This is a genomic window from Acidihalobacter prosperus (genome assembly GCF_000754095.2).
Lineage (GTDB): Bacteria > Pseudomonadota > Gammaproteobacteria > DSM-5130 > Acidihalobacteraceae > Acidihalobacter > Acidihalobacter prosperus.
The window spans coordinates 598,226-624,152 of the sequence record NZ_JQSG02000001.1 but is presented as its reverse complement, the minus strand read 5'-3'; the positions used below and the strand labels follow the sequence as shown (position 1 = coordinate 624,152).

General features: G+C 64.0%; 23 protein-coding genes and 3 tRNA genes. 17 read left to right on the top strand and 9 right to left on the bottom strand.

Annotated elements, in window-relative coordinates; all coding sequences use genetic code 11:
* Positions 1 to 28 precede the first annotated feature (28 nt).
* The 13 genes from THPRO_RS03125 to THPRO_RS03065 all read left to right on the top strand — a co-directional run bounded on the left by THPRO_RS03125 (position 29) and on the right by THPRO_RS03065 (position 9,044).
* A complete protein-coding gene (locus THPRO_RS03125) occupies positions 29 to 520 on the top strand; it encodes a CYTH domain-containing protein (RefSeq protein WP_065089193.1) in 492 nt (163 codons plus the stop codon).
* Positions 517 to 1,161: a uracil-DNA glycosylase gene (locus THPRO_RS03120; protein ID WP_407922436.1), complete on the top strand. Its 645-nt coding sequence runs from the start codon at positions 517 to 519 to the stop codon at positions 1,159 to 1,161. The genes THPRO_RS03125 and THPRO_RS03120 overlap by 4 nt, the downstream gene beginning before the upstream one ends.
* The gene (gene uvrC / locus THPRO_RS03115) at positions 1,148 to 2,986 is read left to right on the top strand and encodes an excinuclease ABC subunit UvrC (protein ID WP_065089192.1); all 1,839 of its coding nucleotides are present in this window, start codon (positions 1,148 to 1,150) and stop codon (positions 2,984 to 2,986) included. Before THPRO_RS03120 ends, uvrC begins: the two co-directional genes overlap by 14 nt.
* Positions 2,983 to 3,528, top strand: coding sequence for a CDP-diacylglycerol--glycerol-3-phosphate 3-phosphatidyltransferase (gene pgsA, locus THPRO_RS03110; RefSeq protein ID WP_038086611.1), 546 nt, complete (start codon positions 2,983 to 2,985; stop codon positions 3,526 to 3,528). The genes uvrC and pgsA overlap by 4 nt, the downstream gene beginning before the upstream one ends.
* Before the next feature lie 176 nt (positions 3,529 to 3,704).
* Positions 3,705 to 3,780 (top strand) — tRNA-Gly (locus tag THPRO_RS03105).
* Positions 3,781 to 3,855: 75 nt separating this feature from the next.
* A tRNA-Cys gene (locus THPRO_RS03100) sits at positions 3,856 to 3,929 on the top strand.
* Between the two features lie 23 nt (positions 3,930 to 3,952).
* Positions 3,953 to 4,037: transfer RNA gene (locus THPRO_RS03095), tRNA-Leu, on the top strand.
* A 48-nt stretch (positions 4,038 to 4,085) separates the two neighbouring features.
* Positions 4,086 to 5,138, top strand: coding sequence for a beta-N-acetylhexosaminidase (nagZ, locus tag THPRO_RS03090; RefSeq protein WP_038086609.1), 1,053 nt, complete (start codon positions 4,086 to 4,088; stop codon positions 5,136 to 5,138).
* A 30-nt stretch (positions 5,139 to 5,168) separates the two neighbouring features.
* On the top strand, positions 5,169 to 6,287 hold the full coding sequence (locus THPRO_RS03085) for a mechanosensitive ion channel family protein (RefSeq protein ID WP_038086606.1): 1,119 nt from the start codon (positions 5,169 to 5,171) through the stop codon (positions 6,285 to 6,287).
* Positions 6,284 to 7,210, top strand: coding sequence for a patatin-like phospholipase RssA (gene rssA / locus THPRO_RS03080; RefSeq protein ID WP_038086603.1), 927 nt, complete (start codon positions 6,284 to 6,286; stop codon positions 7,208 to 7,210). Before THPRO_RS03085 ends, rssA begins: the two co-directional genes overlap by 4 nt.
* Before the next feature lie 112 nt (positions 7,211 to 7,322).
* Positions 7,323 to 7,691, top strand: a complete 369-nt coding sequence (locus THPRO_RS03075; RefSeq protein WP_038086600.1) for a DsrE/DsrF/DrsH-like family protein — start codon at positions 7,323 to 7,325, stop codon at positions 7,689 to 7,691.
* A 10-nt stretch (positions 7,692 to 7,701) separates the two neighbouring features.
* Positions 7,702 to 8,307: a hypoxanthine-guanine phosphoribosyltransferase gene (locus THPRO_RS03070; protein WP_082954392.1), complete on the top strand. Its 606-nt coding sequence runs from the start codon at positions 7,702 to 7,704 to the stop codon at positions 8,305 to 8,307.
* Positions 8,304 to 9,044 (top strand): S-methyl-5'-thioinosine phosphorylase, encoded by a 741-nt coding sequence (locus tag THPRO_RS03065; protein WP_065089191.1) that lies wholly within the window; start codon positions 8,304 to 8,306, stop codon positions 9,042 to 9,044. Before THPRO_RS03070 ends, THPRO_RS03065 begins: the two co-directional genes overlap by 4 nt.
* On the opposite strand, the gene aat is transcribed toward THPRO_RS03065, so the two are convergent.
* Genes aat through trxB form a run of 3 tightly spaced genes read right to left on the bottom strand, consistent with a single transcriptional unit; the run spans position 9,041 to position 12,012 of the window.
* Positions 9,041 to 9,859: a leucyl/phenylalanyl-tRNA--protein transferase gene (aat, locus tag THPRO_RS03060; protein WP_065089190.1), complete on the bottom strand. Its 819-nt coding sequence runs from the start codon at positions 9,857 to 9,859 to the stop codon at positions 9,041 to 9,043. The genes THPRO_RS03065 and aat overlap by 4 nt on opposite strands.
* Positions 9,856 to 11,010: a GNAT family N-acetyltransferase gene (locus tag THPRO_RS03055; RefSeq protein WP_038086597.1), complete on the bottom strand. Its 1,155-nt coding sequence runs from the start codon at positions 11,008 to 11,010 to the stop codon at positions 9,856 to 9,858. The genes aat and THPRO_RS03055 overlap by 4 nt, the downstream gene beginning before the upstream one ends.
* A 30-nt stretch (positions 11,011 to 11,040) precedes the next feature.
* Positions 11,041 to 12,012 carry a thioredoxin-disulfide reductase gene (gene trxB / locus THPRO_RS03050; RefSeq protein WP_065089189.1) on the bottom strand — a complete coding sequence of 324 codons (972 nt, stop codon included), beginning with the start codon at positions 12,010 to 12,012 and terminating at the stop codon, positions 11,041 to 11,043.
* A 225-nt stretch (positions 12,013 to 12,237) separates the two neighbouring features.
* Here trxB and THPRO_RS03045 point away from each other — a divergent pair, with 225 nt between their 5' ends.
* From THPRO_RS03045 to THPRO_RS03035, 3 genes are all read left to right on the top strand, one after another.
* Positions 12,238 to 14,544, top strand: coding sequence for a DNA translocase FtsK (locus tag THPRO_RS03045; protein WP_052064008.1), 2,307 nt, complete (start codon positions 12,238 to 12,240; stop codon positions 14,542 to 14,544).
* An 89-nt stretch (positions 14,545 to 14,633) separates the two neighbouring features.
* The gene (gene lolA, locus THPRO_RS03040) at positions 14,634 to 15,263 is read left to right on the top strand and encodes an outer membrane lipoprotein chaperone LolA (RefSeq protein WP_052064007.1); all 630 of its coding nucleotides are present in this window, start codon (positions 14,634 to 14,636) and stop codon (positions 15,261 to 15,263) included.
* Positions 15,264 to 15,276: 13 nt separating this feature from the next.
* Complete coding sequence (locus THPRO_RS03035) at positions 15,277 to 16,617, top strand: replication-associated recombination protein A (RefSeq protein ID WP_038086594.1); 1,341 nt, start codon at positions 15,277 to 15,279, stop codon at positions 16,615 to 16,617.
* A 13-nt stretch (positions 16,618 to 16,630) separates the two neighbouring features.
* Here THPRO_RS03035 and THPRO_RS03030 read toward each other — a convergent pair whose 3' ends face one another.
* The 6 genes from THPRO_RS03030 to THPRO_RS03005 all read right to left on the bottom strand — a co-directional run bounded on the left by THPRO_RS03030 (position 16,631) and on the right by THPRO_RS03005 (position 24,554).
* Positions 16,631 to 18,403 carry a 3-hydroxybutyrate oligomer hydrolase family protein gene (locus THPRO_RS03030; RefSeq protein WP_065089188.1) on the bottom strand — a complete coding sequence of 591 codons (1,773 nt, stop codon included), beginning with the start codon at positions 18,401 to 18,403 and terminating at the stop codon, positions 16,631 to 16,633.
* Between the two features lie 87 nt (positions 18,404 to 18,490).
* The gene (locus THPRO_RS03025) at positions 18,491 to 19,261 is read right to left on the bottom strand and encodes a CsiV family protein (protein ID WP_038086592.1); all 771 of its coding nucleotides are present in this window, start codon (positions 19,259 to 19,261) and stop codon (positions 18,491 to 18,493) included.
* Between the two features lie 13 nt (positions 19,262 to 19,274).
* Entirely contained in the window at positions 19,275 to 22,778 is a 3,504-nt protein-coding gene (gene mfd, locus THPRO_RS03020; RefSeq protein ID WP_065089187.1) for a transcription-repair coupling factor, read from the bottom strand.
* 93 nt (positions 22,779 to 22,871) lie between these two features.
* Positions 22,872 to 23,069, bottom strand: coding sequence for a YgaP family membrane protein (locus THPRO_RS03015; RefSeq protein WP_038086590.1), 198 nt, complete (start codon positions 23,067 to 23,069; stop codon positions 22,872 to 22,874).
* Between the two features lie 91 nt (positions 23,070 to 23,160).
* Positions 23,161 to 24,210 carry an agmatine deiminase family protein gene (locus THPRO_RS03010; protein WP_038086588.1) on the bottom strand — a complete coding sequence of 350 codons (1,050 nt, stop codon included), beginning with the start codon at positions 24,208 to 24,210 and terminating at the stop codon, positions 23,161 to 23,163.
* A 41-nt stretch (positions 24,211 to 24,251) separates the two neighbouring features.
* Positions 24,252 to 24,554, bottom strand: coding sequence for a hypothetical protein (locus tag THPRO_RS03005; protein ID WP_082954420.1), 303 nt, complete (start codon positions 24,552 to 24,554; stop codon positions 24,252 to 24,254).
* 107 nt (positions 24,555 to 24,661) lie between these two features.
* On the opposite strand from THPRO_RS03005, the gene THPRO_RS03000 reads away from it, so the two are divergent.
* Positions 24,662 to 25,906 carry a lipoprotein-releasing ABC transporter permease subunit gene (locus THPRO_RS03000; RefSeq protein ID WP_038086586.1) on the top strand — a complete coding sequence of 415 codons (1,245 nt, stop codon included), beginning with the start codon at positions 24,662 to 24,664 and terminating at the stop codon, positions 25,904 to 25,906.
* The last annotated feature ends 21 nt before the right edge of the window (positions 25,907 to 25,927 follow it).

Below are 25,927 nucleotides of genomic sequence, written 5' to 3'. Positions count from 1 at the left end.
TGCGTGCCGTGGGTCCGAGGGAGAATCGATGCCTACCGAAATAGAGCGCAAATTCCTGGTGACTTCCGATGCCTGGCGGCATCAGGCGTCGCGCAGCATCCGCTACCGGCAGGGCTATCTCGGGCCGGCCGAAACCAGTTCGGTGCGGGTTCGGGTGTCCGATAGTGCGGCATACCTCAACATCAAAGGGGCTACGCTGGGCGTCTCTCGCCTGGAATACGAGTACCCGATCCCGCTCGATGACGCACATGAAATGCTCGATCGACTTTGCCGGAAGCCCTTGATAGAGAAGACTCGCCATATCGTCGAACATGCCGGTCACCACTGGGAAATCGATGTCTTCGAGGGCGACAATGAGGGCCTGATCGTGGCCGAAATCGAGCTGGCGTCGGAAGACGAGTCGTTTGCTCGGCCGCCATGGCTGGGCACGGAAGTATCCGATGACGTCCGTTACTACAACGTCAGCCTGGTCGCTCACCCCTTCAAGGCCTGGGGGGCGTCCCGGGGCAGCTGCCCGTGAGCACGCAGGATTTCGATGCGGCATGCAGGCGCTGTGAGCGTCTGACCGGGTTCCTCGATACGGTCAAACGCAAACACCCCGCCTACCATTGCGCGCCGGTCGCTCCCTTTGGTGCGCGGCGAGCCCGCCTGCTTGTAGTTGGTCTGGCCCCCGGCATGCATGGCGCCAATGCCAGCGGGCGTCCCTTCACCGGAGACTATGCGGGCATACTCCTTTACCGCTGCCTGCATCGGCATGGCTTTTCGAATATGGCCGAGGTCACTGGACCGGATGATGGCCTGATCTTGCAAGATTGCCGCATTACTAATGCGGTCAAGTGCCTGCCGCCCGAAAACAAACCCACGGGCGGGGAGGTTGCGACCTGCAATGCCTATCTTGCTGCGGAGCTGCAGGCGCTGCCTCCGCGAGCGCTGATACTGGTGTTGGGTGGCGTAGCGCACAAGGCCACGATCCGTGCGCTCGGATTGAGGCAGGCGGAATACCCGTTTGCCCACGCTGCGGAATACGACCTGCCTGACGACCGGCACTTGCTCGCCTCCTACCATTGCAGCCGCTACAACACGCAGACGCGACGTTTGACCGAATCGATGTTCGATGCCGTCGTGCAGCGGGCGCGCGACTACCTCGATGGACAAGCCTGATCAGCCGGTTTTCGACGCCGCCCGCTTCCTCAAGAGCCTGACCCACCGGCCGGGCGTCTATCGCATGATGGGGGCCGACCAGCAATTGCTCTATGTCGGCAAGGCCAAGGATCTCAAGAAGCGCGTTTCCAGCTATTTCCGCGGGCGCGTGGCCAGCCCCCGTATCCGTGCGATGGTCGCACAAATACAGAGCATGGAGGTCACGGTCACCCACACCGAGGCCGAAGCGCTCCTGCTCGAAAACAATCTCATCAAGGCGCATCGGCCTCGCTACAACGTATTGCTTCGCGACGACAAGAGTTACCCCTATATCTTCGTATCCAAGGATGAAGATTATCCGCGGATCGGTTTTCACCGCGGCCCCAAAAAAGCACCGGGCCGTTACTTCGGGCCTTATCCCTCCGCGCAGGCCGTCCGGGAGACATTGGGCACGCTACAGCGCCTGTTTCGCGTCAGGCAGTGCGAAGACAGCTTTTTCGCCAATCGTACGCGTCCATGTCTTCAGTACCAGATCAAGCGGTGTACCGCGCCCTGTGTCGGCTATGTCGCCCCGGTTGACTACCAGTCGGACATCAACCGGGCCGTGCGCTTTCTCGAAGGCCATTCAGGCGAGTTGATCGAGGAGCTGGTCGGTGAAATGACGCGCGCTTCCGCCGAGTTGGCATTCGAGCGGGCGGCGCGCTACCGCGACCAGATCGATACGCTTAGGCAGATCAGCGAACGCCAGTACGTCAGTTCGGAGAAAGGTGGAGACGTCGACCTGGTCGCGCTCGCACGTGCAGGCGAACATGCCTGCGTTCAGGTGTTCTGCATAAGAGGAGGCCGCAATCTGGGCAACAAGGCGCTGTATCCGAAAATCCCGGCCGATATGGAGGCCGCCGAAGCGATGCAGGGTTTTCTGGAGCAGTATTACCTGGACCGCGAGACGCCGTCGGAGATCATTGCTGCACCGTCACCGGAGGACCCGGCTGTACTGGCCGAGGTGCTTTCCGCGCAGACATCGCGACGCGTCAGCATCACTGGCGCCGTGCGTGGGCAGCGGGCACGTTGGCTTGGGTTGGCGGCGCAGAATGCCGAGCAGGCATTGCTCGCGCGACAGGCGGGGCGCGCCAACGTTTCCAAGCGTCTGGAAGCGCTCCAGTCGGTGTTGGCGTTGGATCAGCCACCCGCGCGCATCGAATGTTTCGATATCAGTCATACGCGTGGAGAGGCCGCCGTCGCTTCGTGCGTGGTATTCGGCCTGGAAGGTCCGATCAAGTCGGATTATCGCCGCTTCAACATCGAGGGGATTACGCCGGGCGACGATTATGCCGCAATGCGTCAGGCGCTCACACGTCGCTACTCCCGCCTCAAATCGAGCGACGGGGCGATGCCCGACGTGCTGCTGATCGATGGCGGAAGAGGTCAGGTACACGAAGCCGAGCGCGTGCTTGAGGAACTCCAGGTTGCCGACACGGCGATCGTCGGCGTGACCAAGGGGGAAGGCCGCCGCCCCGAGCTCGACACGCTCACCTTGAGTCGTCATGGCGCGCCCGTTAGACTGCCTTCGCACCACCTGGCACTGCATCTCGTGCAACAGATCCGCGACGAAGCGCATCGGTTCGCCATCAGCGGTCACCGCCAGCGGCGCGCCAAGGCCCGCACCACTTCACCCCTGCAGTCGATCCCCGGCCTGGGAGTCAAACGCCGTCAACAGCTATTGATGCATTTTGGCGGCATGCGTGGCATCGAGCGAGCGGGGGTCGAGGAACTGGCCAAGGTGCCAGGCATCAGTCTGCACCTGGCCGAGCAGATATATGAACATTTTCATGGCGATACTGGATGATCTTCAACATTCCCATCATGCTTACACTGCTGCGGATTGCGTTGATCCCGGTATTCATTCTGGTGTTCTATCTGCCATGGCATTGGGCGCCGCCCGTGAGCGCGCTGATATTCACGCTCGCGGGCATCACGGACTGGGCTGATGGCTACCTCGCGCGTCGCTGGAATCAGACTTCTCGCTTCGGCGCGTTTCTGGACCCGGTTGCAGACAAATTGATGGTGACCGCGGCACTGGTGATGTTGGTGGAGCAATATGCATCGCCCTGGCTGACCATTCCGGCGATCGTTATCATCGGGCGCGAAATCACCGTATCGGCATTGCGTGAGTGGATGGCGGAGGTCGGTGAGCGCCGCAAGGTCGCGGTCGCCTTCGTTGGCAAATTGAAAACCGCCACTCAGATGGGGGCCTTGGTGCTGCTGCTTTACCAGTGGCCGCTCTTCGGTATCGACATTCGTCAGCTCGGCCTGGTGCTATTGTATGTCGCGGCCTTTTTCACGTTGATCTCGATGATCAAATACCTGACGGCGGCCTTCAGGCCGTGAGCGTCAATGCCGGGTCGTCGCGATCCGATACGCGTAAACCGTTGACGGCTTGATTCGAATGACATATAAATGCGGCCCCGCCACCGAACGACCGGACAGGCTATGTGGCGGGGTCGACGAGGTCTCCGAAACCTGGTTGACATAAAAATACCGGGCCGATAGGATTGTCGCCCTTCGCGGGAATAGCTCAGTTGGTAGAGCACAACCTTGCCAAGGTTGGGGTCGCGAGTTCGAGTCTCGTTTCCCGCTCCAGATTCTCTTAAAACCCCGGCATCGCCGGGGTTTTTCGTGTCGGCGCCGATGATGCTATCATCCGGCGCAACCCAAGGCTGGGTGGCAGAGTGGTTATGCAGCGGCCTGCAAAGCCGTGTACGCCGGTTCGATTCCGACCCCAGCCTCCATTCCCTGAATCATGCATATGCCGGCCCGGATGGCGAAACTGGTAGACGCAGGGGACTTAAAATCCCCCGGCCTTGGCCTTGCCGGTTCGAGTCCGGCTCCGGGCACCACCCCAGTCGGGCTTGCGGCGCATCGATCCGTTTTCCGAGGGCGTTAGGATGGGGCTTGGCCCGGTCATGCTCGATATCGACGGTCCGACGTTGACCGCTGAGGCGCGCCGGAGTCTTACGCACCCGCGTACGGGCGGCGTGATTCTCTTTACCCGCAACTTCGAAAACGTCGCCCAGCTGAGTGAGCTGACGGCCGAAATCCATGCCTTGCGCGATCCGCATCTGCTGATCGCGGTGGATCACGAAGGCGGGCGTGTGCAGCGTTTCCGCGACGGCTTCACGCGCCTGCCGCCTGCCGCCGCTTTGGGCCGCGTGTACGATCGGGACCGCGACCAGGGCCTGCAGCTTGCCGAGCGCGCCGGTTGGTTGATGGCGGCAGAATTGCGCGCCGTAGGCGTGGATTTCAGCTTCGCACCGGTGCTTGATCTGGCGCATGGCTTGAGCGGCGTGATCGGCGACCGGGCGTTTCACCGTCAGCCGGCGGCCGTGATCGCCCTGGCGCAGGCCTATGTCCGCGGCATGCGCGGCGCCGGCATGCAGGCGGTGGGCAAACATTTTCCGGGGCACGGCGGCGTGCGTGAGGATTCGCATCTCACGCTGCCGGTGGATGCGCGCGAGTTCGAGGAAATCGAGGCGCACGACTTGCGACCGTTCGCGCAGCTAATGGATGGCACGTTGGCCGGGATCATGCCCGCGCATGTGCAATACAGCCAGGTTGATCCATTACCGGCCGGCTTCTCTCGGTTCTGGCTGCAAACCGTATTGCGCGAACGCCTGAGCTTCTCGGGCGCGATTTTCAGCGACGATCTCAGCATGGCCGGGGCCGAACACGTCGGTGGATATGCGGCACGTGCCGAGGCGGCGCTCTCGGCCGGCTGCGATATGCTGCTGGTCTGCAATCACCCCGAGGGCGCTGCCGAGATGCTTGAGGCGCTGGAGACACGCGAGCCCGACCCGGTAGCGCAGGTTCGATTGGCTCGGATGCACGGCCAGGGCTCAGCGATGGGGTTGTCTCGCCTGCGGTCGCGACCCGAATGGTCGGCAGCCGTCGCGGTTCTGTCGCCCCTGTTGACGTCGTCCTCGGCAGAGCTCAACGTCTGAATCGTCCTGATCCAAGGGCAAGGGAGTCGCATGGATTGGCATCAAATCGTGCAAATGGCGTCGTCGTTCATGCAACGGCACGACATGGCAGGTTGGGTGTTGCAGGTGTTTCTGGTCGTGTTTGCGGCGGTCACGGCCAACATGCTCGTCGGACGCCTGCTCGACCGGCTGGGTCGGCAGACGGCCAAGACCCGCAATATCTGGGATGACGCGCTGGTCAATGCAGCCAGGAGGCCGCTGCGTCTGCTGGTGTGGGTAATTGGCATCGGCTTCGCCGGCGATATCATTCTCCACGATACCGGCGCCACATTGTTTACCGCCGTCAATCCGCTGCGTACGGTCGGCGTGATCGGATCGCTGGTCTGGTTCGTGGTGCGCTTTGCACAGGAAATAGAGCTGGGGTTGGTGGAACACCGGCAGGCACGCGGCGAGCCGGTCGATCTGACCACGGTCAAGGCCATGGGCCGACTGGTGCGGGCGTCGGTGCTGATCACCGGCGCACTGATCGCCCTGCAAAGCCTTGGGTTCAGTGTTTCCGGGGTATTGGCGTTCGGCGGCATCGGCGGTATCGCCATCGGTTTTGCCGCGCGCGACATCCTGGCGAATTTCTTCGGCGGCCTGATGTTGTACCTCGATCGTCCGTTCGCGGTCGGCGACTGGATCAGTTCGCCCGATCGCGACATCGAGGGCACGGTGGAAGACATCGGCTGGCGGCTGACGCGGATCAGGCGTTTCGACAAGCGTCCCGTGTATGTGCCGAATTCGATGTTCGCCAGCATGGCCGTGGTCAATCCGTCGCGCATGAGCCACCGCCGCATTTATGAGACCATCGGCATTCGCTACGACGACCTTGCTGCAATGGGGCCGATCGTGGCGGAGGTCGAGTCGATGCTGCGCGCACGCGACGATATCGACACCACGCAGACGCTGATGGTCTATTTCAGCGCCTTCAATCAGTCGTCTTGCGATTTCATGGTCTACTGCTTCACGCGCACCACGGCCTGGGCGGAATATCTCGCCGTCAAGCAGGACGTTTTGCTGAAAATTGCTGACATCGTGGACACGCATGGCGCGCAGATCGCATTCCCGACCCGAACGCTGCATCTCGCCAGTGCACCCGCTGGTGTACCGGTAGGGAGCGGAGCGTGAAGCGCCCGCGCATCGGCCTCGCACTGGGCAGCGGTTCGGCACGCGGTTGGGCGCATATCGGCATCATCCGTGCGCTCAAGGCGCGTGGCATCGAGCCGGACGTGGTGACGGGAACCTCCATCGGCGCGCTGGTCGGCGCAGCCTACGTCACCGGCATGCTCGATCCTTTCGGCGAATGGGTGGAGCGATTGACATGGCGGGAGATGGTGAGCCTGCTCGATGTCCGTTTCAATGGCGGCCTGATCGATGGCGCGCGCCTGCTGGATGCCCTTGAGTCGCTGATTCCAGAGCACGAGATCGCCACCTGCCGAGTGCCGTACGGGGCGATTGCCACCGACCTGACCAGCGGCAACGAGGTATGGCTGCGCGAAGGGTCGATTCTCGCCGCTGTCCGGGCCTCGATCGCCTTGCCAGGCCTGTTTTCGCCGATTCAGCGCGAGGGACGCTGGCTGGTCGACGGCGGCCTGGTCAATCCGGTGCCCGTGTCCCTGTGCCGTGCGCTGGGCGCCGATATAGTCATCGCCGTGGACCTGAACTCCGACCTGCTGCGTCGGCACGAAATTCCCGATCCTGAGGCGCCCGATCCGCCACCGCTCGAAACCCAGGTGGAAGAGGGCGCGCTGACCGCCAGTCCATGGATGCGCTGGTTGACACGGCTTGTTCGGCGCTCAGGCGACAAGCGGGAGGTGGAATGGCCGTCGATACTCGAAGTCGTCGCCCGCAGCCTCAACATCATGTCGGTGCGGATCACCCGAAGCCGCATGGCGGGCGACCCGCCGGACGTGCTGCTCGCGCCCAGGCTGGCGCACATCGGTCTGATGGAATTCCATCGCGCGGAAGAGGCCATCGGAGCCGGACTCGAGGAGGTGGAGCGCAATGGCGCAGAGCTCGATGCGCTCTTGGGGCATGCTCCTCGGGATTGAGTGCGCGTCGGTTTGCTTGACGACCCGAAATATTAGTGAGTGCTAAAGGTGGCAAAGCCCAGGGCGCATGCCTATAATGCCGCCTCCTTTCGATGCACTATGGAGTGATCCCATGGCTGACAAGCTGTTGATCGTGATGGTGAACACCGATCCCGCCAATCCCTCTGAGCTGGGTGCGCCCTTCTTCCAGGCCACGGTGGCCGCGGCGATGGAATACGAAGTTGAAGTGATCCTGACCGCCCGTGCCGGCGAGCTGGCCAAGACCGGCGTTGCGGAAAAGCTGTTCGTTCAGGAAGGCAGCGAGAAGTCGGTCTACGATTTCATCAAGGACGCTCACGAGGCCGGTGTGTCCTTCAAGGTTTGCACCCCGACCCTGGATCTGTGGGGCAACGACCTGATCCCGGAGATCGAGGAAACCGTCGGCGGCGCCTACGTGATCAGCGAGGCGATGGACGACGACACCGTCACCTTCACCTACTAAGGAGACGACGATGGGCGGCACTCACTCCGATGAACGGACCGTGCCGTCCGTTGGGCCGGGTCCCGACGACGCGGCCCGCGTTTTGCGCGAAGCCGACTGCCTGCACAGCGCCGAGGAGGTGGAGCGGGCGATCGACGCGCTGGCGGCTTCGGTGAGCCAGGCCTATGGCTCACTGAACCCCTTGCTGCTGGTGGTGATGACGGGCGGATTCGTGTTTGCCGGCCAGCTGCTGACCCGTCTTAACTTCCCCCTGCAGGTCGATTACCTGCATGCGACACGCTATCGAAGCGGCACCCAGGGGCACGACGTGCAATGGCGGGTGCATCCCAAGATTCCGCTCGATGGTCGCCATGTCCTGGTCATCGACGACATTCTCGACGAAGGACACACCCTGCACGCGGTCATCGAGAGCTGCCGCGCGGCGGGTGCCCAGAGCGTGGGCACGGCCGTGCTCGTCGACAAGCAGCATGATCGCAAGTTTCGAGACATCAAGGCCGACTTCGCCGGCCTCGCGGTGGCCGACCGCTACGTGTTCGGCTACGGACTCGACTATCACGAATTTCTGCGCAATGCGCCCGGCATCTATGCCGTGGCCGAAGCCGAGCATTTGGCATGAGCGCGATCGCCATCATCGGCGGCACCGGCCTGACCAGGCTCGGCAGTCTCGAGATCGCCCGCCGAGAGGTGATTCACACGCCCTACGGCGAACCTTCCGGCCCGGTAACCCATGGACATCTGTTCGGGCGCGAGGTGGCCTTCCTCCCGCGTCACGGACCCGGTCACACCATCCCGCCTCACCAGGTGAATTACCGTGCCAATCTCTGGGCACTGCACCACATCGGTGTCGAGCAGGTGATTGCCGTTGCTGCGGTCGGCGGCATCACCGAGCGGATGAAACCGGCTTGTCTGGTGATTCCAGACCAGATCATCGATTACACCTGGTCCCGCGCGCATACCTTTTATGAGGGCAGCCTCAAGCAGGTCACGCACGTGGATTTCACGGAACCCTACAGCCTCGAACTGCGCCACGCCATGATTGCCGCGTGCGCGGCGGCCGGGATTGGGCATGTGGATCGCGGCACCTATGGCGCCACCCAGGGTCCCCGCCTGGAATCCACTGCCGAGATCGACCGCATGGCGCGCGATGGCTGCGATCTTGTCGGCATGACCGGCATGCCGGAGGCGGGACTCGCACGCGAGCTCGGTCTGAGTTATGCGACCTGCGCGGTGGTGGCCAACTGGGCGGCCGGGCGCGGCACGGGTGAAATCACCATGGAAGAGGTGGGGCAGAATCTGGACATCGGCATGCGCGATGTCGCCCGCATGCTTGAGGCCTTAATGCCGCTGCTCTAGCCGCCGGGGCGATCCGTGCCCGCGGGCTTGTCCGACCGTGACGCGATTCCGCCGCGTGGCCCGCCCGTATCCATGTCTCGCCCCATGCCGGGCTGCCAGACATCCGCATGTAGCTGCTCGTCCAACACCCAGCGTCCCGGGCCAGGCTGGCCGCAATAGGCGTCGAGCAACCGCGCAAATGCGCGACGCGCTATTGGGCGCGCGCCGAAGCGCGCGAGATGGGCGGTATCCTGCTGACAATCGATCAGGGGAAATCCCCAGGCATCCAGCTGGCAGGCGAGGGTGGTCAAGGCGATTTTGGAGGCGTCGTTGACCCGGCTGAACATCGATTCGCCGAAAAACACACGCCCGATGGCGACGCCGTACAGTCCTCCGACGAGCACGCCTTGCGCATCACGAACCTCGACCGAGTGCGCGTGCCCGAGCGTATGCAGCCGAATATATGCGCGTTGCATCTCACGAGTGATCCAAGTGCCGCGGGTGTCGCCGCGAGGTGCCGCGCACGCGCCCACGACCGCTGCGAAATCGGTATCGAGGTCGACCGAGAAACCTTTGTTGCGCAAGGCTTTGCGCAGGCTGCGGTGAAGCTTGAATTCATTCAGAAACAGCACCGCGCGCGGATCAGGCGACCACCATAGGATCGGCTGGCCGGTTTCGTACCAAGGGAATATCCCCTGGCGATAGGCGCTGAGCAAGCGCGAAGGTTCAAGCCCGCCACCGGCTGCGAGCAGCCCGTCGGGCTCCTTCAGGGCGGCCTCCAGCGGCGGAAAGGGCTGTTCGGGATCGGCCGGATTCAGCCAGGCCAGTTCACTCATGCCGTGGGATCCGCGTCTACACGATACGGCGAGAGGCTCATCAGTGATTCGCACTCGCGACTCATGGCGGTTTCTTCGCGGCGGCAGAAGGCCTCGAGATGAGGTCTGAAACCGGCATCGGCGATCCAGTGAGCCGACCAGGTGCGGGTCGGCAGGAAACCGCGCGCGATCTTGTGCTCGCCCTGCGCGCCGGGTTCGAAACGCTGCAGGCCCTCGGCAATACAGTAATCGATCCCCTGGTAATAGCAGGCCTCGAAATGCAGATCCTCGATCGTTTCCCGGCAGCCCCAGTAGCGTCCATACAGGGTGTCGTCGCCGCGAAAGTTCACCGCGCCAGCAATCCATTCGCCCCCACGTCTGGCCATGACCAGCACGAAGCGACGTCCCAGCGAATGTGCGATCTTGCGGAAGAAATCGAGGGTCAGCGTCGGCACGCCCATGTGCCGTTCGAAGGTGTTCAGGTAAAAATCGTGGAAGGTTGCGATCAGCGTTTCGTCCACTTCGTCGCCGTGCAGCACATGCAGCGTGACGCCCTGCTCGGATACCCGTCGCCGTTCGCGGTTAACCTTCTTGCGCTTGCGCGAACTGAACGTGCCGACGAAGTCGTCGAAGCTGCCGTAGCCGCGGTTTTCCCAGTGGTACTGGCAGCCGAGCCGGCGCATCAGACCATGGTGTTGCAGGCGTTCGGTTTCGTCCTCCTGCGTGAAAAGCCAGTGCGCGCCCGACAGGCCATTGCGCCGGGCGAACTCGATCGTCTGCTCGATCATGAGGTCGACTAGGGCTTCGGGTTGCGGGGCGTCGGGAGCGATCAGCAGCCGCCTTCCCGTTGCCGGGGTGTAGGGGACGGCGGCGACCAGTTTGGGGTAATAGGACAGACCGTTGCGTTCGTAGGCGCCGGCCCAAGACCAGTCGAAGACGAACTCGCCGTAGGAATTAGTTTTGGCGTACAGCGGGGTGGCCGCGACCAGGCGCCCGTCGTCATGGACGAGCAGGTGATGAGGGTGCCAGCCGTAGGGCTGCAGGCATTCGGTGTTTTCGAGTGCGTGCAGGAAGGCGTGGCTCAGAAAGGGGTCGCGCGCGCCGCCCAGTGCATCCCAGGCTTCGGGGGCGATCTCCCCCAGTCCCTGATGAATGCTGACCTCAAGCGCCACGCGCGCGACTCCCGCCGGGTCTGCCGGTCCTCAGTCTTCCGTATTGCGATGCGCCAGCCGATCCAGATAGCGTTCAGCATCGAGCGCCGCCATGCACCCGGTACCAGCGGAGGTGATCGCCTGCCGGTAGACGTGATCCATGACGTCGCCGGCGGCGAACACGCCGGGCACGCTGGTGGCCGTCGCCTCGCCGTCGAGTCCGGATTTGACGCGGATATAGCCATTGTTCATGTTGAGCTGTCCTTCGAACAGGCTCGTGTTCGGTTGATGGCCAATGGCGATGAACACGCCCATGACGGCGATGTCTTCGTGGCTGCCGTCCTCGGTGTGCCGCAGGCGCAGCCCAGTCACGCCGCTGTCGTCGCCGAGCACTTCGTCGATTTCGCGGTGCCAGAGCAGCCGGACGTTGCCGCTGCGGGCCTTCTCGAACAGGTGCTCCTGCATGATCTTCTCGGCACGCAGGCTGTCGCGGCGGTGGATCAGGGTGACCTCGGCGGCGATGTTGGACAGATACAGCGCCTCTTCGACCGCGGTATTGCCGCCGCCGACGACGGCAACCTTCTGGTTGCGATAGAAGAAGCCGTCGCAGGTGGCGCAAGCGGACACGCCCTTGCCCTTGAAGCTGTCCTCGGAGGGCAAGCCAAGATATTTGGCCGAGGCGCCGGTGGCGATGATCAGCGCGTCGCAGGTATAGGTGCCGGAATCGCCGATCAGGGTGAAGGGGCGTTGCTCCAGCTTCACGGTATGGATGTGGTCGAACACGCATTCGGTGCCGAAGCGCTCGGCGTGCTTGCGCATGCGTTCCATGAGATCCGGACCCTGGACGCCTTCGTCGTCGCCGGGCCAGTTGTCGACGTCGGTCGTGGTCATCAGCTGACCACCCTGTTCGAGGCCGGTGATCAGCAGCGGCTGCAGATTGGCGCGTGCGGCGTAGACCGCCGCGGTGTAGCCGGCCGGTCCGGAACCCAGGATCAGCAGACGGCTGTGACGAGGATCGCTCATGTATAATCCTTGCGTGGTCGAGTGGGTGGGCCGGGTCATCAAAGGTGGGGGCGATCACCTCGGCTTTCAATCGCGCGGATGGTAGCTTGAAACCACCCGCATCGGCAAAACGTGTCAGATTGGGAGGCGCGCAGTGCGCTGCTACGTCGTCTGACGCGGATTTGAAATAAAATGTCCGATCTATCAAACTCATAGAAAGGATATTTCATTCAGGGTATAAAGTTCTTGGTCGATTCCTCCACTTCGAGGCGCAGCTGGCTGCGCGCACTCAATGTCAGCCGCGCACGCGGGCTGCGCGAGGGGGCGCTGTTCGTGTTCGGAGCGGCCGGTCTGTACCTGTTGCTCGCGCTGCTCAGCTACCATGCTGGAGACCCCGGTTGGTCGCAGACCGGTACGGGGCGGCCAGTGGCGAATCTGGCCGGTCGAGCAGGGGCCTGGTTCGCCGATTTCTTCCTCTATTTTTTCGGCTATATGGCCTATCTCGCGCCGCTGATGGTGATCTACAGCGGCTATCTGGTGTTCAGAGGCCGCCCGAGCGACGGCGAATTCGATCCGGCGGCTTTCGCCTTGCGTTGGCTGGGCTTCGCCGTCACGGTGACTTCGGGCTGCGGCCTTGCCTCCGAGCACTTCGCGCCGGGCTACCTGCCGCTGGATGCAGGGGGGGTGCTGGGCGACCTGGTCAGCGGGCGCCTAGTGCCGGTGGTGGGCGGGCTGGGTTCCACCCTCATGCTGCTGGGCGTCTTCCTGGCGGGCGTGACGTTGTCCACCGGGCTGTCGTGGCTGCGCCTGATGGATCTGACCGGCCGGCTGGCGGTCGCCATCGGGCGGGCCATCAGTCGCAGACTTGCGGTCTGGCGCGAGCGCCGCGAAGCGAATCGGGCGCGGCAGACGCGCGAAACCGCCGTCAAGGTGAAAACGGTGAAGCGGGCGCAATTGCCCAAGCCCAAGATCGAGCCGAAGCTGGTCAAACCCCAGATCAGTGCACGCGTCGAGCGCGAACGCCAGATACAGCTCTTCGATGCGGCCGCCGAAGGCGGGCTGCCCTCGCTGTCGCTGCTCGACCCGCCGCAGGCGTCGGATGCCGGGTACTCGGAGGAGGCGCTGGCAGCGATGTCGCGGCTGGTCGAGCTCAAATTGGCCGATTTCGGCATCGAGGTTGCTGTGGTCGCGGTGCATCCCGGTCCGGTGATCACGCGCTTCGAATTGCAGCCGGCTGCCGGCATCAAGGTGAGCCGCATCACCAATCTCGCCAAGGATCTGGCGCGCGCGCTGGCGGTGGTAAGCGTGCGCATCGTCGAGGTCATCCCCGGCAAGTCGGTGATCGGACTGGAGATTCCCAACGAGCACCGGGAAGTGGTCGCACTTTCCGAAATGCTGCGTTCCAAGGCCTACGACGACTCCAAGTCTCATCTGACGCTGGCGCTCGGCAAGGATATCGCAGGTATCCCGGTGGTGGCCGATCTTGCGCGCATGCCGCACCTGCTGGTGGCCGGCACCACCGGTTCCGGCAAGTCCGTGGCCGTCAACGCCATGCTGCTCAGCCTGCTGTACAAGGCGAGCGCGCGGGACGTGCGCATGATCCTGATCGATCCGAAGATGCTGGAACTGAGCGTTTACGACGATATTCCGCACCTGCTCACGCCGGTGGTCACCGACATGAAGGACGCGGCCAACGCATTGCGCTGGTGCGTGGCCGAGATGGAGCGCCGATACAAGCTGATGTCCATGCTCGGCGTGCGCAATCTGGCCGGATTCAATCGCAAGGTTCAGGACGCGATCGACCAGGGACAGCCGCTTGCCGATCCACTTTATAATGCCGCCGCCGCGTTCGATCCGGAAGCTCCGACACCCACCCTCGAAACACTGCCCTACATCGTCGTGGTAGTGGACGAATTCGCCGACATGATGATGGTGGTTGGCAAGAAGGTGGAAGAACTGATCGCTCGTCTCGCGCAAAAGGCGCGTGCGGCTGGTATCCATCTGATTCTGGCTACCCAGCGTCCCTCGGTCGACGTGATCACAGGCCTGATCAAGGCGAACATCCCGACCCGCATCGCATTCCAGGTCTCATCGCGCATCGACTCGCGGACCATCCTCGACCAGATGGGGGCGGAGCAGCTGCTCGGCTATGGCGACATGCTCTATCTGCCGCCCGGCCGCGCACTGCCGGACCGCATACATGGCGCCTTCGTGGCCGATCAGGAGGTGCATCGGGTCGTTGAGGCGCTCAAGCGCAGCGGACGTCCGGATTACATCGAGTCCATCGTCAACGACCCATTGCCCGGCGACGGCATTCCCGGTCTGGAGCAGGGTGGCGACGAAGGGCGTGAAACCGACGCCCTTTACGATCAGGCCGTCGCCATTGTCACCGAGTCGCGCAAGGCTTCGATCTCCTATGTGCAGCGTCGCTTGAAGATCGGCTACAACCGCGCCGCGCGCATGATCGAGGATATGGAGGCAGCAGGCATCGTCAGCCCGGTGCAGTCCAACGGCAACCGGGAAGTCATTGCCGCGCCCCCGCCGGAAGCCTGAACCGACCGGCTCTCCCCGACAGCGCCCGGCGCGGTTAAGATGAGCGCCGGCCTGTCGACTTCCCAATCATCCCACTGGAGCCTTTGACCATGTTGCCTCGTTTTCTGCGGCTGATGCTATTGTCTTGCGGGTTGCTCTGCGGCTTGCCGGCCCATGCCGATGCCATCGCGCAACTGGAGCACTTCTTCCAGCAGGCACACAGCCTCAAGGGGCAGTTCGTGCAGCGTGTCTATGAAACGCAGGGACCGTTGTTGCGCACCACCTCGGGTACGTTCGAACTGGCCCGTCCGGACCGTTTCAACTGGACCTACGCCAAGCCGCACGAGCAGCAGATCGTCTCCGACGGCAAGAAGATGTGGATATACGACAAGGACCTGGCGCAGGCCACGGTCAGTCCGGTTGCCAAGAAGCTCGGCCAGGCCCCGATTGCATTGCTCGGCGGCGGCACGCCCCTGAGCGAATCCTTCAAACTGAGCGATGATGGCGCCCGCGAAGGCCTCGACTGGGTGGAACTGATACCGAAACAACAACGGAACGCGCAATTCGATCGCATCCTGCTGGGCTTGAGTGCCGGTCTGGTTCGCCAGATGGTGCTCTACGATCAGTTCGGTCACCGCACCGTGATCCAGCTGACGCACATCGCACTCAATCCTGCATTGCCGGCGTCCGATTTCAGTTTCTCCGCGCCGCCCGGCGTGGATGTCGTCGACGGCATGTAGCGTCAGCGAATCGATGGCGGATCTGCTCGACAATGCATTCGCGGACCACCGGCCGCTGGCAGACCGCATGCGCCCGGTCGATCTTGGGTCGTTCATCGGACAGCGGCACTTGCTGGCGCCCGGCAAGCCGTTGTGGCGGGCGATCGCCGAAGGTCGCTTGCACTCGATGGTGCTCTGGGGGCCGCCGGGCACGGGCAAGACCACACTGGCGCGCCTGCTGGCGCGCCAGGGCGATGCGCAGTTCCTGAGTCTTTCGGCGGTGCTTTCGGGGGTCAAGGACATACGCGAGGCCGTGTCACAGGCACGTGCCGCACGCGTGGCTTCGCAGCGCGCGACCGTGTTGTTCGTCGACGAGGTCCACCGTTTCAACAAGGCTCAGCAAGATGCCTTTTTGCCGCATGTTGAAGACGGCACCGTTTTCTTCGTGGGCGCGACGACGGAAAATCCTTCCTTCGAACTGAACAACGCCTTGCTGTCCCGGGTTCGCACCTATGTGCTGCGGGCGCTCGATGCCGAGGATATCGGCGATGTGCTGCGCCAGGCACTGGACGACACGCAGCGAGGGCTGGGCGGGCAGGGGCTCGTGATCGCCGACGAAGCCCTTGCGATGCTCGTCGCCGCCGCGGACGGCGATGCGCGTCGTGCGCTCAATCTGCTCGAACTCGCGGCGGATCTGGCGGGCGACGCGGCAAGGCGGGGCTGCATCGACGAAGACGTGGTGCGCGAGGCGGCGAGCCAGTCGCTACGTCGCTTCGACAAGGGCGGCGAGTATTTTTACGATCAGATTTCCGCGCTTCACAAGTCGATCAGAGGATCGAGTCCGGATGCCGCCTTGTATTGGTTCTGCCGCATGATCGATGGCGGCTGCGATCCTCTGTACATTGCGCGACGCTTGCTGCGCATGGCGAGCGAGGATATCGGCAACGCGGACCCGCGCGCGCTGGAAATGGCGCGTGCAGCCTGGGACGCCTATGAGCGCCTGGGCAGCCCGGAGGGGGAGCTGGCGCTGGCCCACACGGTGGTGTATCTCGCCGCGGTGCCCAAGAGCAATGCGGTGTATACCGCCTACAAGGCCGCCATGGCTTCGGTGCGGGCCCATGGCACGCTGGAGGTGCCGCTGCATCTGCGCAATGCCCCGACCGGCCTGATGCGTTCCCTCGATTACGGCAAGGATTATCGCTACGCGCACGACGAGGAGGATGCCTACGCCGCCGGCGAGCGCTATTTCCCCGACGGCATGGCGGAAGAACATTATTACGAACCGAGCACGCGAGGCCTGGAAGCCAAAATTCGTGCCCGCCTGGAAGATCTGCGCGCGCGCGACCAGGCGGCGCGCAGGGCATCGGAAGAGTGAGCGTGCCGGCCGTTCAGGTTGCCGGCGGCGCGACCAGCCCGAGATGGGTGGGCGAAAGCGGCGCGCCGGCGCGTGGGCGCGACGGCAGCCTGATGGGCGCCGCTTTGTCGTCCGCGTGTGTCTGGCCGGCTTCGAGATGCATCCATGCCGCGTCCAGCGCCGCGTAGGCATACGGCAGCAGAGGCAGATAACGCGCCGCCAATGCCGGCCAGCCGAGCAAGGCGTCGAAATGCTGCACGTGTGGCACGTGCCAGCAGATCGGGTGGCGCCCGTGCGCGTGCAGCCAGGCATGGTAGGGCAGGCTGCTGAAGGCCGGAGGAATGAGCCCGTCGTCTTCGCCATGAACGATCCACAGGGGCAGGTCCGCATGCGGTAGCGCAGCCGCAGTGGCGTCGATACCGTTACGTAGCGCGCAGGCATCGGCATCGTCACCGGTTGCCAGGGCCTGCAAGCGCAGAACGGATTCGATCAACGGTTGCCCGGCGACCAGGCTAGTGGGCACCACACCCAGGCTGGGCGGTAATCCGGGGGCGTCCGGCCACCAGCTGGCGCGCAGGGCCGCCCCGCCCGAGTGCAGGCGGCCCTGCGCATCGGGCACCAGCGCTTCGAAACGTTCGTCGCCCGGCAAGCCGCCGGCCGGGCAACGCAGATAAGCGCCGGCATAGGCGGCACCCGCCCCGCGCCAGGTTTCGATATCCCCGGTGAGCAGCGCCGCCTGCAGCGCGGCGGGGGGCCAACCGGCCGCGAGCAGACGTTCCAGCGCCTCTTGCGATCGCGCCTCGGGCGAGGCGGAGGATAGATGGCCGGCATCCGCCAGCGTTTCGCTCCAGGCGAGGTCATCCGGCAGGTTATTGCCATGGCGGGCCTTCGCGACTTCGATCAACGATGGCGAGCCGAGGGCGCTGCCCAGCCACAGGGCGATTTCGCAGGTGTAATCGTAAAAGGCGCGGCCGCCGTCCGCCACCAGGACGTTGGGCGCCGCCGCCACCACTGCATCGAATGCCTGACGCACATCGGCGCCGGCGGCGCGCAGCACGGCCGAGGCGCCGTTGGACAGGCCCGTGGCGATGATGCGGGTGTTTGCCGGGGTGAACGGCGCTGCGTCGGGATAGGCGCGATCAAGCATTGCGAGACCGAAATCCATGGCCTGCAGCACGTGGTCGCCCCATCGGGCCTCTGGATTGTCGCCCGAATGCGCATGCTTGATGGCGATGCCCGCATCCGTTCCGTCCACAGTAGGGGCGAATTCGAGTGCCGCTTCGCCGGCGATCGCGCGGGTACCGTCGAGACGGACGCCGGTGCCGCTTTTGGCATCGAAGTAGCCGCTGCCCGCGCCTTTGTCGGTGTAGACAACGGCGCATCCGCGTGGCAAGGCCCAGGCGCCGGCGAGCGCGATTCCGCCGTAGATCCCGCGTGAACCGGGCGAGGCGGTGACAACCAGGCAGCGCCGTTTATGGTCGAAGTGGTCCGGCGCCTGCAGCAGCACGCGATGACAGGCGCGTGCGCCGGGCAGGCTGGCAAAGGCGTGGTATTCCCGGCCGGGGATATCTGGAACCGTCCCGTAAACGCTGCCGAAACCCCCGTCCGGATCCAGGTCCGCACTCGATCGCCAGCTGGCATGTATCGCGCGCCGGCGTAATTCGCGAGGCGTGGGGCGGGATGGATCGTCGACCGCCGGCTTGCGCGCCTGTCGTAGACCGGCCAGGCCCAAGCCGGCGGTGAGCAGATCGTCGCCCTGGCGGTGATGGGATTCCCGAATGTCGCCCGGTAGTGGGTAATCGTGCATCCAGCCCTCCCCCGTTATCGCCAAAAAATATCTTTTATATACAGCAAGATATAATTATATAGTAATAATTGACATTAGAGTCGATATTTAGCGGCTATCGCCTATGGGCCAGATCTCGAACAGAATTCCGAGCAGAGGCTGGTCGACGTAGTTGAGCACGCGGCTCCGGGTACGGCGGTGTTCGACGATGTGCACGCCGGTCAAGGTGCCGCCGGAAGCAGGCTGTGCGGACGGCTTGTCGATCACGGCGGTATCCTCGACCCAGCGCGTTTGCCCGTCGGGACCGACCAGGGGCTGGCTGGGAACCTGGAGGATCATATCGGTGTACAGGTGAAGGTAGCGACTGAGCACGATCTTGACGGTGCCGGACAGCCGGTAGAGATGCTGCTGCCCGGGTACCTCGATCGACCGTCCGCCCTGGGTGACGTAGCGCGGCGCGGTCAGCGTCGGATACAAGGGCGCGTAATCACGGCCCGCCGTGATGGTGATGGGCACCGCCTGGTTCATCGGCAAGCCGGGCTGCTCCCAGGCCACATGCGCGAGGACCGTATAACGTCCGCTCGCCTGCAACCGCTGCGCAGCCTTGTCCAGCCGGTAGTCGGTGCTCGGCAGCACCTTGAAGCCCGGTGCGTCCTGGCCGGCAAACAGCGCGAGCGCGTGCTGCGTATCGGGGGCGGGCAGATCCTGCGGCCACTGTTCCTGGGTGAAATTGTCGGGATCATCGATCGCGAATAGGATCATTTCGACCCGATAGCGGTTCTGGGTCGTGCCGTCAGCGGCAAAGGCCGGCACCGACACGAGCCCGGCCCAGACCAGCAGGGCGACGGCGAACAGGGTGGGGCGGGCGGCTTTGTTCATGGAAACTCCGTGGTTAATGTCGCGTGACGGCCTCGCCTAGACGCTCGACCAAGGCGTCGATCGCGTCGATTCTTTCCGCCACGCCGGGCAATTCCTGCTGTACGCGCAGCTTGAACTGGCCGTCCAGCCGGTAGCGCTGCGGATCCGATTGCAGCAGTGCGATCAGGCGCGCGGGATCGATCACGGTCTGTTCGGAGAATATCAGGCGCAGGCCCTGCGGGCCCGCCTCCAACTTGCGTACGCCCAGCGTTGCCAGGCTCAGCTTGAGGCGAGTCATTTCGAACAGCGTTTTTGCCGGCCCGGGCAGCAGCCCGAACCGGTCGATCAATTCGACCTGAAGTTCGCGCAGTTCGTTCTCGTTGCCCGCGCTGGCAATGCGTTTGTAAAGAATAAGACGTGTGTGCACGTCGCTGACGTAATCGTCCGGCAGCAGGGCGGGTGCGGCGAGGTCGACTTCGGCGCCATGATCGAGCGGGCGTTCGAGCTCAGGCAGCTTGCCCGCCTTGAGCGCGATTACTGCACGTTCCAGCAGTTCGTTGTAAAGCGTGAAACCGATCTCTTGGATCTGGCCGCTCTGATCTTCGCCCAGCAGTTCGCCGGCCCCCCGGATCTCGAGATCGTGGGTCGCCAGGCTGAAGCCGACGCCGAGCTCGCCTAGCGATTCGATCGCTTCGAGCCGCTTGGTCGCGTCGGCCGTCATCGCCTTGGGAGGCGGCGTGATGAGGTAGGCATAGGCTCGGTGGTGCGAACGCCCCACGCGGCCGCGCAGCTGATGCAGCTGGGCAAGCCCCAGCCGGTCGGCGCGGTCGATGATGATGGTGTTGGCATTGGGGACGTCGATGCCGCTCTCGATGATGGTGGTACAGACAAGTACGTCGTAACGCCGATGATAGAAGTCGAGCATCACCTGTTCCAGTTCGCGTTCGCGCATCTGGCCGTGAGCCACGCCGATGCGGGCCTCGGGCAGCAAGGCGCGCAAACGCACCACGGCGCGCTCGATGCTCTTTACTTCATTGTGCAGGAAGTAAACCTGGCCGCCACGGCTCAGCTCGCGGGCGCAGGCCTCGCTGATCAGGGTATCGCTCCATTCGTGCACGAAGGTCTTGATGGTATGCCGGCGTGGGGGTGGCGTCGCGATGATCGAGAGATCGCGCAAGCCGGCCAACGACATGTTCAGCGTGCGCGGTATCGGCGTCGCGGTCAGCGTCAGCAGGTCGACCTCGGCACGCAGCTGCTTGAGGCGCTCCTTGTGGCGTACGCCGAAGCGGTGTTCCTCGTCGATGATCGCGAGTCCGAGACGCTTGAACCTGATCTCCGGCCCCAGCAGCTTGTGGGTGCCGATGACGATATCCACAGTGCCCTCGGCCAAGGCCTCGAGTACCGAGTCCTGATCCTTTTTGCTGCGGAAGCGGGACAGCGATTCAATGCGGAACGGCCAGTCCGCGAAACGATCGCGAAAATTGCTCAGGTGCTGTTCCGCGAGCAGGGTGGTCGGTACGAGAATCGCCACCTGATAGCCGTTGTGGGCGACCGCGAAGGCCGCGCGCATGGCCACTTCCGTCTTGCCGAAGCCGACATCGCCACACACCACCCGGTCCATCGGTCTCGGCGCCGCCAGATCGGCCAGTACGGCTTCGATCGCCGTGTACTGGTCGGGCGTTTCCTCGAATGGGAAAGCGCCCGCGAAGGCGGCATACTCTTCGCCGTTCAGCGCGAAGGACTGCCCTTGCCGGGCGGCGCGGCGAGCGTTGATTTCCAGCAGTTCGGCGGCGGCATCGGAGGCCTTTTCGGCGGCACGACGGCGCAGACGCTGCCACTGATCGCCGCCGAGCTTGTGCAGCGGTGCCTCGTCGGGGCTGGCGCCGGTATAGCGACTGATGAGATGCAGGGACGTCACCGGCACGTAGAGCCGGTCGCCGCCGGCGTATTCGAGTACCAGGAATTCGGCCTCGATGTCGCCGACGTTCAGCCGGCTCAGACCCTGGTAGCGACCGACCCCATGTTCCTCGTGCACGACGGGTGCCCCCGGATTGAGGTCGGTCAGATTGCGGATCACGGCATCCGCGTCGCGGGTCTGGCGACGCCGGCGGCGGTGTTGTTGCGCGCGCTGGCCGAACAGAGCCTGTTCGTCGATCAGCGTCAGCCCGCGTCCTGGCAAGCGCACGCCGGCTTCCAGTGGCGCCACGCAAAGCGCGAGTGCGTCATTGCCTTCGAGAAAAGCGCTCCAGCCATCGACCACCTTGGGGCGCAGGCCGTGGCTGCGCAGCAGTTCCGCCAGCGCCTCGCGGCGGCCGGCGGATTCGGCGGTGAACAGTACCCGGCCGGGCTGTCCGCGCAGAAAACGCTGCAATGCCGCGGCCGGCTCCGTCGCGCGCGCCTCCAGGCGCAGCGGCGGCAGTGCCTCGGTGTCGGCGCGGACGGCACCCGCGTCCGGCCGCGCGAGAGCCGACCTGTGCAGTTCGAGACAGGGATGAGCGGCCATGGCCTCGCGCAGCTGCCCGATGTCGAGATACAGCTCCTCCGGATCGAGCAAGGGCCGTTCGATATCGTGCCGGCGCTGCTCGTGCCGTTCCGCGACGAGCGTGCGCTGGCGTTCGGCCGCCGGCCACACATCGCCCGCGAGCAGAATCAGCGTATGTCCCGCAAGATAGTCGAATAGCGTGGCGGTGCGTTCGAAAAACAAGGGCAGGTAATACTCGATCCCGCCGGGCGGGTTGCCCTGACTCACGCCACGGTAGATGGCACTGTTTTGCGGATCGCCCTCAAAACGTTCGCGGTAGCGGCGTCTGAAGGTCTTGATGCCTTCGTCGCTCAGCGGGAACTCGTGCCCGGGCATGAGTTCGATGCGCGAGACCCGGTCGCCGGAGCGCTGGGTTTCCGGGTCGAAGTCGCGAATGCTTTCGATCTCGTCGTCGAACAGGTCGAGACGGTATGGGTGCGGGCTGCCCATCGGGAAAAGGTCGAGTATCTCCCCGCGTATTGCGAATTCGCCGTGCGCCATCACCTGGTTGACAGCGCGGTAGCCGCCGGCCTCCAGGGCCTGGCGAAAATCGTCCACGTCCAGACGCTGAGCTTCGGCGTAGCTCAGGCTGTGCCCCTGAACATATTCCTGCGGCGCCAGGCGCAGCATCAGTGTCTGTATCGGCACGACCAGCACGCCACGCTTGAGCTTCGGCAGCCGGCTGAGAACGCCCAGGCGCTGGGATACGATGTCGTCGTGCGGCGAGAAAACGTCGTAGGGTAGGGTTTCCCAGTCTTCCAGGTGGAGCACATCGACCGTCTGCGGCAGGAAGAAACGTAGTGTCTGCTCCAGTTGCCAGGCGGATTGCGTGTCGGGCACGACGAGCATCGCCGGCCCGTCGTGGACGGCCGCGGCCGCTGCGGCGGCCATCGCTAGGGCGGCGCCTTGCAGGTTGTAAAGGGTGGCGGGCGCATCCGGCGACCCGGGCATCAGCGGTTGCAGGGGGTCGATCAGGCCGGCAGCGTGCAGAGGAGGGGCAGCGGGGGATTCGGGCATCGGTTACGCGCGATCAGGACTCAATGGCGCGCCATTCTCCCATAGCTCGCCGCGATCTGCAGCGGCCGATCGCGGCGAGCGGCAAAACTCTAGTCAGCTTTGTTTGTCGAGCGGACAGGTACGGATGCCGAGCAGGGTGTACAGGCCGCACCAGCCGACCACGCCGGTGGCGAGGGGAATGAGGCCGATCCAGCCCCAGGGCGTGTGCAGGCCGACGAACACCTGCGAGATGAGCGCGAGGCCGATGATGACGCGCAGGGCCCGGTCGATATTGCCGACGTTCATGTGCATGGCGGACTCCTCTGTCGGATGGGCGAGCCGCGTTCGCTGTCGCGGCACAGAGAAGATAGCCCATGGAGCCGGCAATGCGGTGCCGCCGGCCTTAATCCATGCCGACGAGGCTGCCGGCGGGGAGTTGCATGGTGACGCAGTGCAGGCTGCCGTACTGCTGGATCAGGGGTACACAGCCGATGCCGATGATTTCGCGGTCTGGGAAGGCTTCGGCCAGGGTGCCCAGTGCGCGCGCATCCGCGCTGGAGTCCTCGTAGGTCGGCACCAGGACCGCGCCGTTGATAATCAGGAAATTGGCATAGGTGGCCGGCAGTCTCTGGCCGGTAGCGTCATGGTGGGCACGCGGCAGCGGTAGCGGTAGCAGTCGATAGGGGGCGCCGCTGGGTTGCCTTAGCGCACGCAGTTCTTCGGCCATGGCCGCCAAGCCCGCGAAGTGCTCGTCGTCGGGATCATCGCAGCTCGCGTAGGCGATGGTGCCGGGATCGCAGAAGCGGGCGAGGGTATCGATGTGACCGTCGGTGTCGTCCCCCGCCAATTCGCCATGGCTGAGCCAAAGTATCCGGGATACGCCGAACAGGGCACGCAGCCGCGCTTCGATGGCGGCTTCGTCGAGTGTCGCATTGCGAGTCGGGGTCATCAGGCAGTGCCGCGTGGTCAGCAGGCTGCCCGCGCCATCGCTGTCGATCGCGCCGCCTTCGAGAATGAAATCGACATGCTCCATTGGGGCGGCAAAGCATCCGGCTTCGGCCAGGTGCGCGTTGATGGCATCGTCGAGTACATAGGCGTGCTTGCCGCCCCAGCCGTTGAATACGAAATCGAGCAGCCGCGGTCGGTCGCGTTCGTAAACGCCGATCGGTCCGTGATCGCGTGCCCAGGTGTCGTTGCTGGGCGCCAGCGCGAAACGGACATGTTCGACGCCATGCGCCTTCAGGCGCCCCGCAATTCCTTCACGGTGCGCCTCGTCGCGGCAGACGACCAGCAGGGATTCGTGGCGGGTGATCGCCTGTGCCAGTTCGGTGTAGACCTGCTCAACCGCGGCCAACTGGGGCGCCCACGCGGTACCCGGATGGGGCCAGGTGAGCATGACGGCATCCTGCGGCGCCCATTCTGCGGGTAGCCGCCTCGTGTTAGGTATGGACATGGATGATGCTTGGGGTCGGTGGACTCGGGAAGCCGTTTCGTTCAGGGCGTCAGGTGGGCGCCGGGGTGTACCACGGTATGAATCACGTAATGATCCTCGAAATAAACCGTGTAGTGGGCATAGACCCAGCGGGTAATCGGCGGATGGTCCACCGGCGCCAGCCGCTCCATCGGCTGACCGAATCGCTTAAGCACCTGCCGCATCGTCATGCCGCGGTGAGGTTGTTCAGGCAGCCGCGCGGCTTCCGGGCGACCGTTGGGCATGATCAGCACCTCGGCCATGGCCGGTGCGGCGTAACCGCCGGCAAGCATCAGGCTCAGCACCAACAACGTGCGGGACATCATGGCGAACTCCAGCATGATCGATAGACCGCACTATAGCATCGGCCCTCGCATGGCGAGAAGTCATGGAGCCGTTCCACTGTCGTGTCCGGGTGTGGTTTAATCCCGCCATGTTTCATCCCCTCGAACTCTTTGTCGGGCTGCGCTATACCCGCGCCAAGCGCCGCAACCATTTCATTTCCTTCATTACCCTGATCTCCATGCTCGGTATCGCGCTCGGCGTGACCGCGCTGATCACGGTGCTGTCGGTCATGAACGGCTTCGAGCGCGAATTGCAGCAGCGCATTCTCGGCATGGCTTCCGACGTCACCATCTCGCCGTTCGAGGGTGGGCTGCGGGATTGGGCGTCTCTCGAAAAGCGCGTTGCCGGCGCGCCCGGCGTGACCGGGGTCGCGCCTTACGTGCAGGGAGAGGCGATGGTCACAGCCGGGCGCGCGGTCAGCGGTGTGCTGCTGCAGGGCATCGTGCCCGCACAGCAGGGGCAGGTGTCCGATGTCGGCAGCCACATGGTATCGGGACACCTGAGCGCGCTCAAGCCGGGCCAGTTCGGCATCGTTCTGGGACGCGATCTTGCGGCCTACCTGGGCGTTGGGCCGGGCGACCATGTCACCGTGATCACGCCCGATACCACGGTCACGCCGGCAGGCATCCTGCCGCGTTTCCGGCGTTTTACCGTCGTCGGTGTGTTTTCGGTGGGCATGTATCAATACGATCGGAGCATGGCCTTCATCGACATGCAGGATGCGTCGCGGCTGTTCCGTCTGAACGGCGTAACCGGGCTGCGGCTGAAGCTCCAGCACGTGATGGCGGCGCCTCAGGTCGCGGCTTCGCTGAGCCGGCAGCTCGGCTCCAAGTACTGGGTGAGCGACTGGACTCAGGAAAACGCCAACTTCTTCCATGCCGTCAAGACCGAAAAGACCGTGATGTTCGTGATCCTGTTCCTGATCGTGGCGGTCGGTGTGTTCAACATCGTTTCCACGCTGGTCATGGTGGTGACGGACAAGCAGTCGGACATCGCCATTTTGCGCACGCTGGGTTTGTCGCCCGGCCGCGTGATGCGCATCTTCATGATCCAGGGGACGATCATCGGTTTCATCGGCGTGCTGATCGGTATTCTCGGCGGTGTCATGCTTTCTCTCAACGTCGAGACCATCGTGCCGGCGATCGAAAAACTTTTTCACGTCCAGTTTCTGTCGCCGAAGGTGTACTACATCAGCCAGCTGCCCTCGCATCTGGAATGGCGAGACGTGCTGCACATTGGCGTCATTGCCTTCGTGCTGTCGATTCTGGCCACGATCTATCCGGCCTGGCGCGCGGCGCGCACCCAGCCGGCCGAGGCCTTGCGCTATGACTGAAGGGGGCGGTTTCAGGTGTTG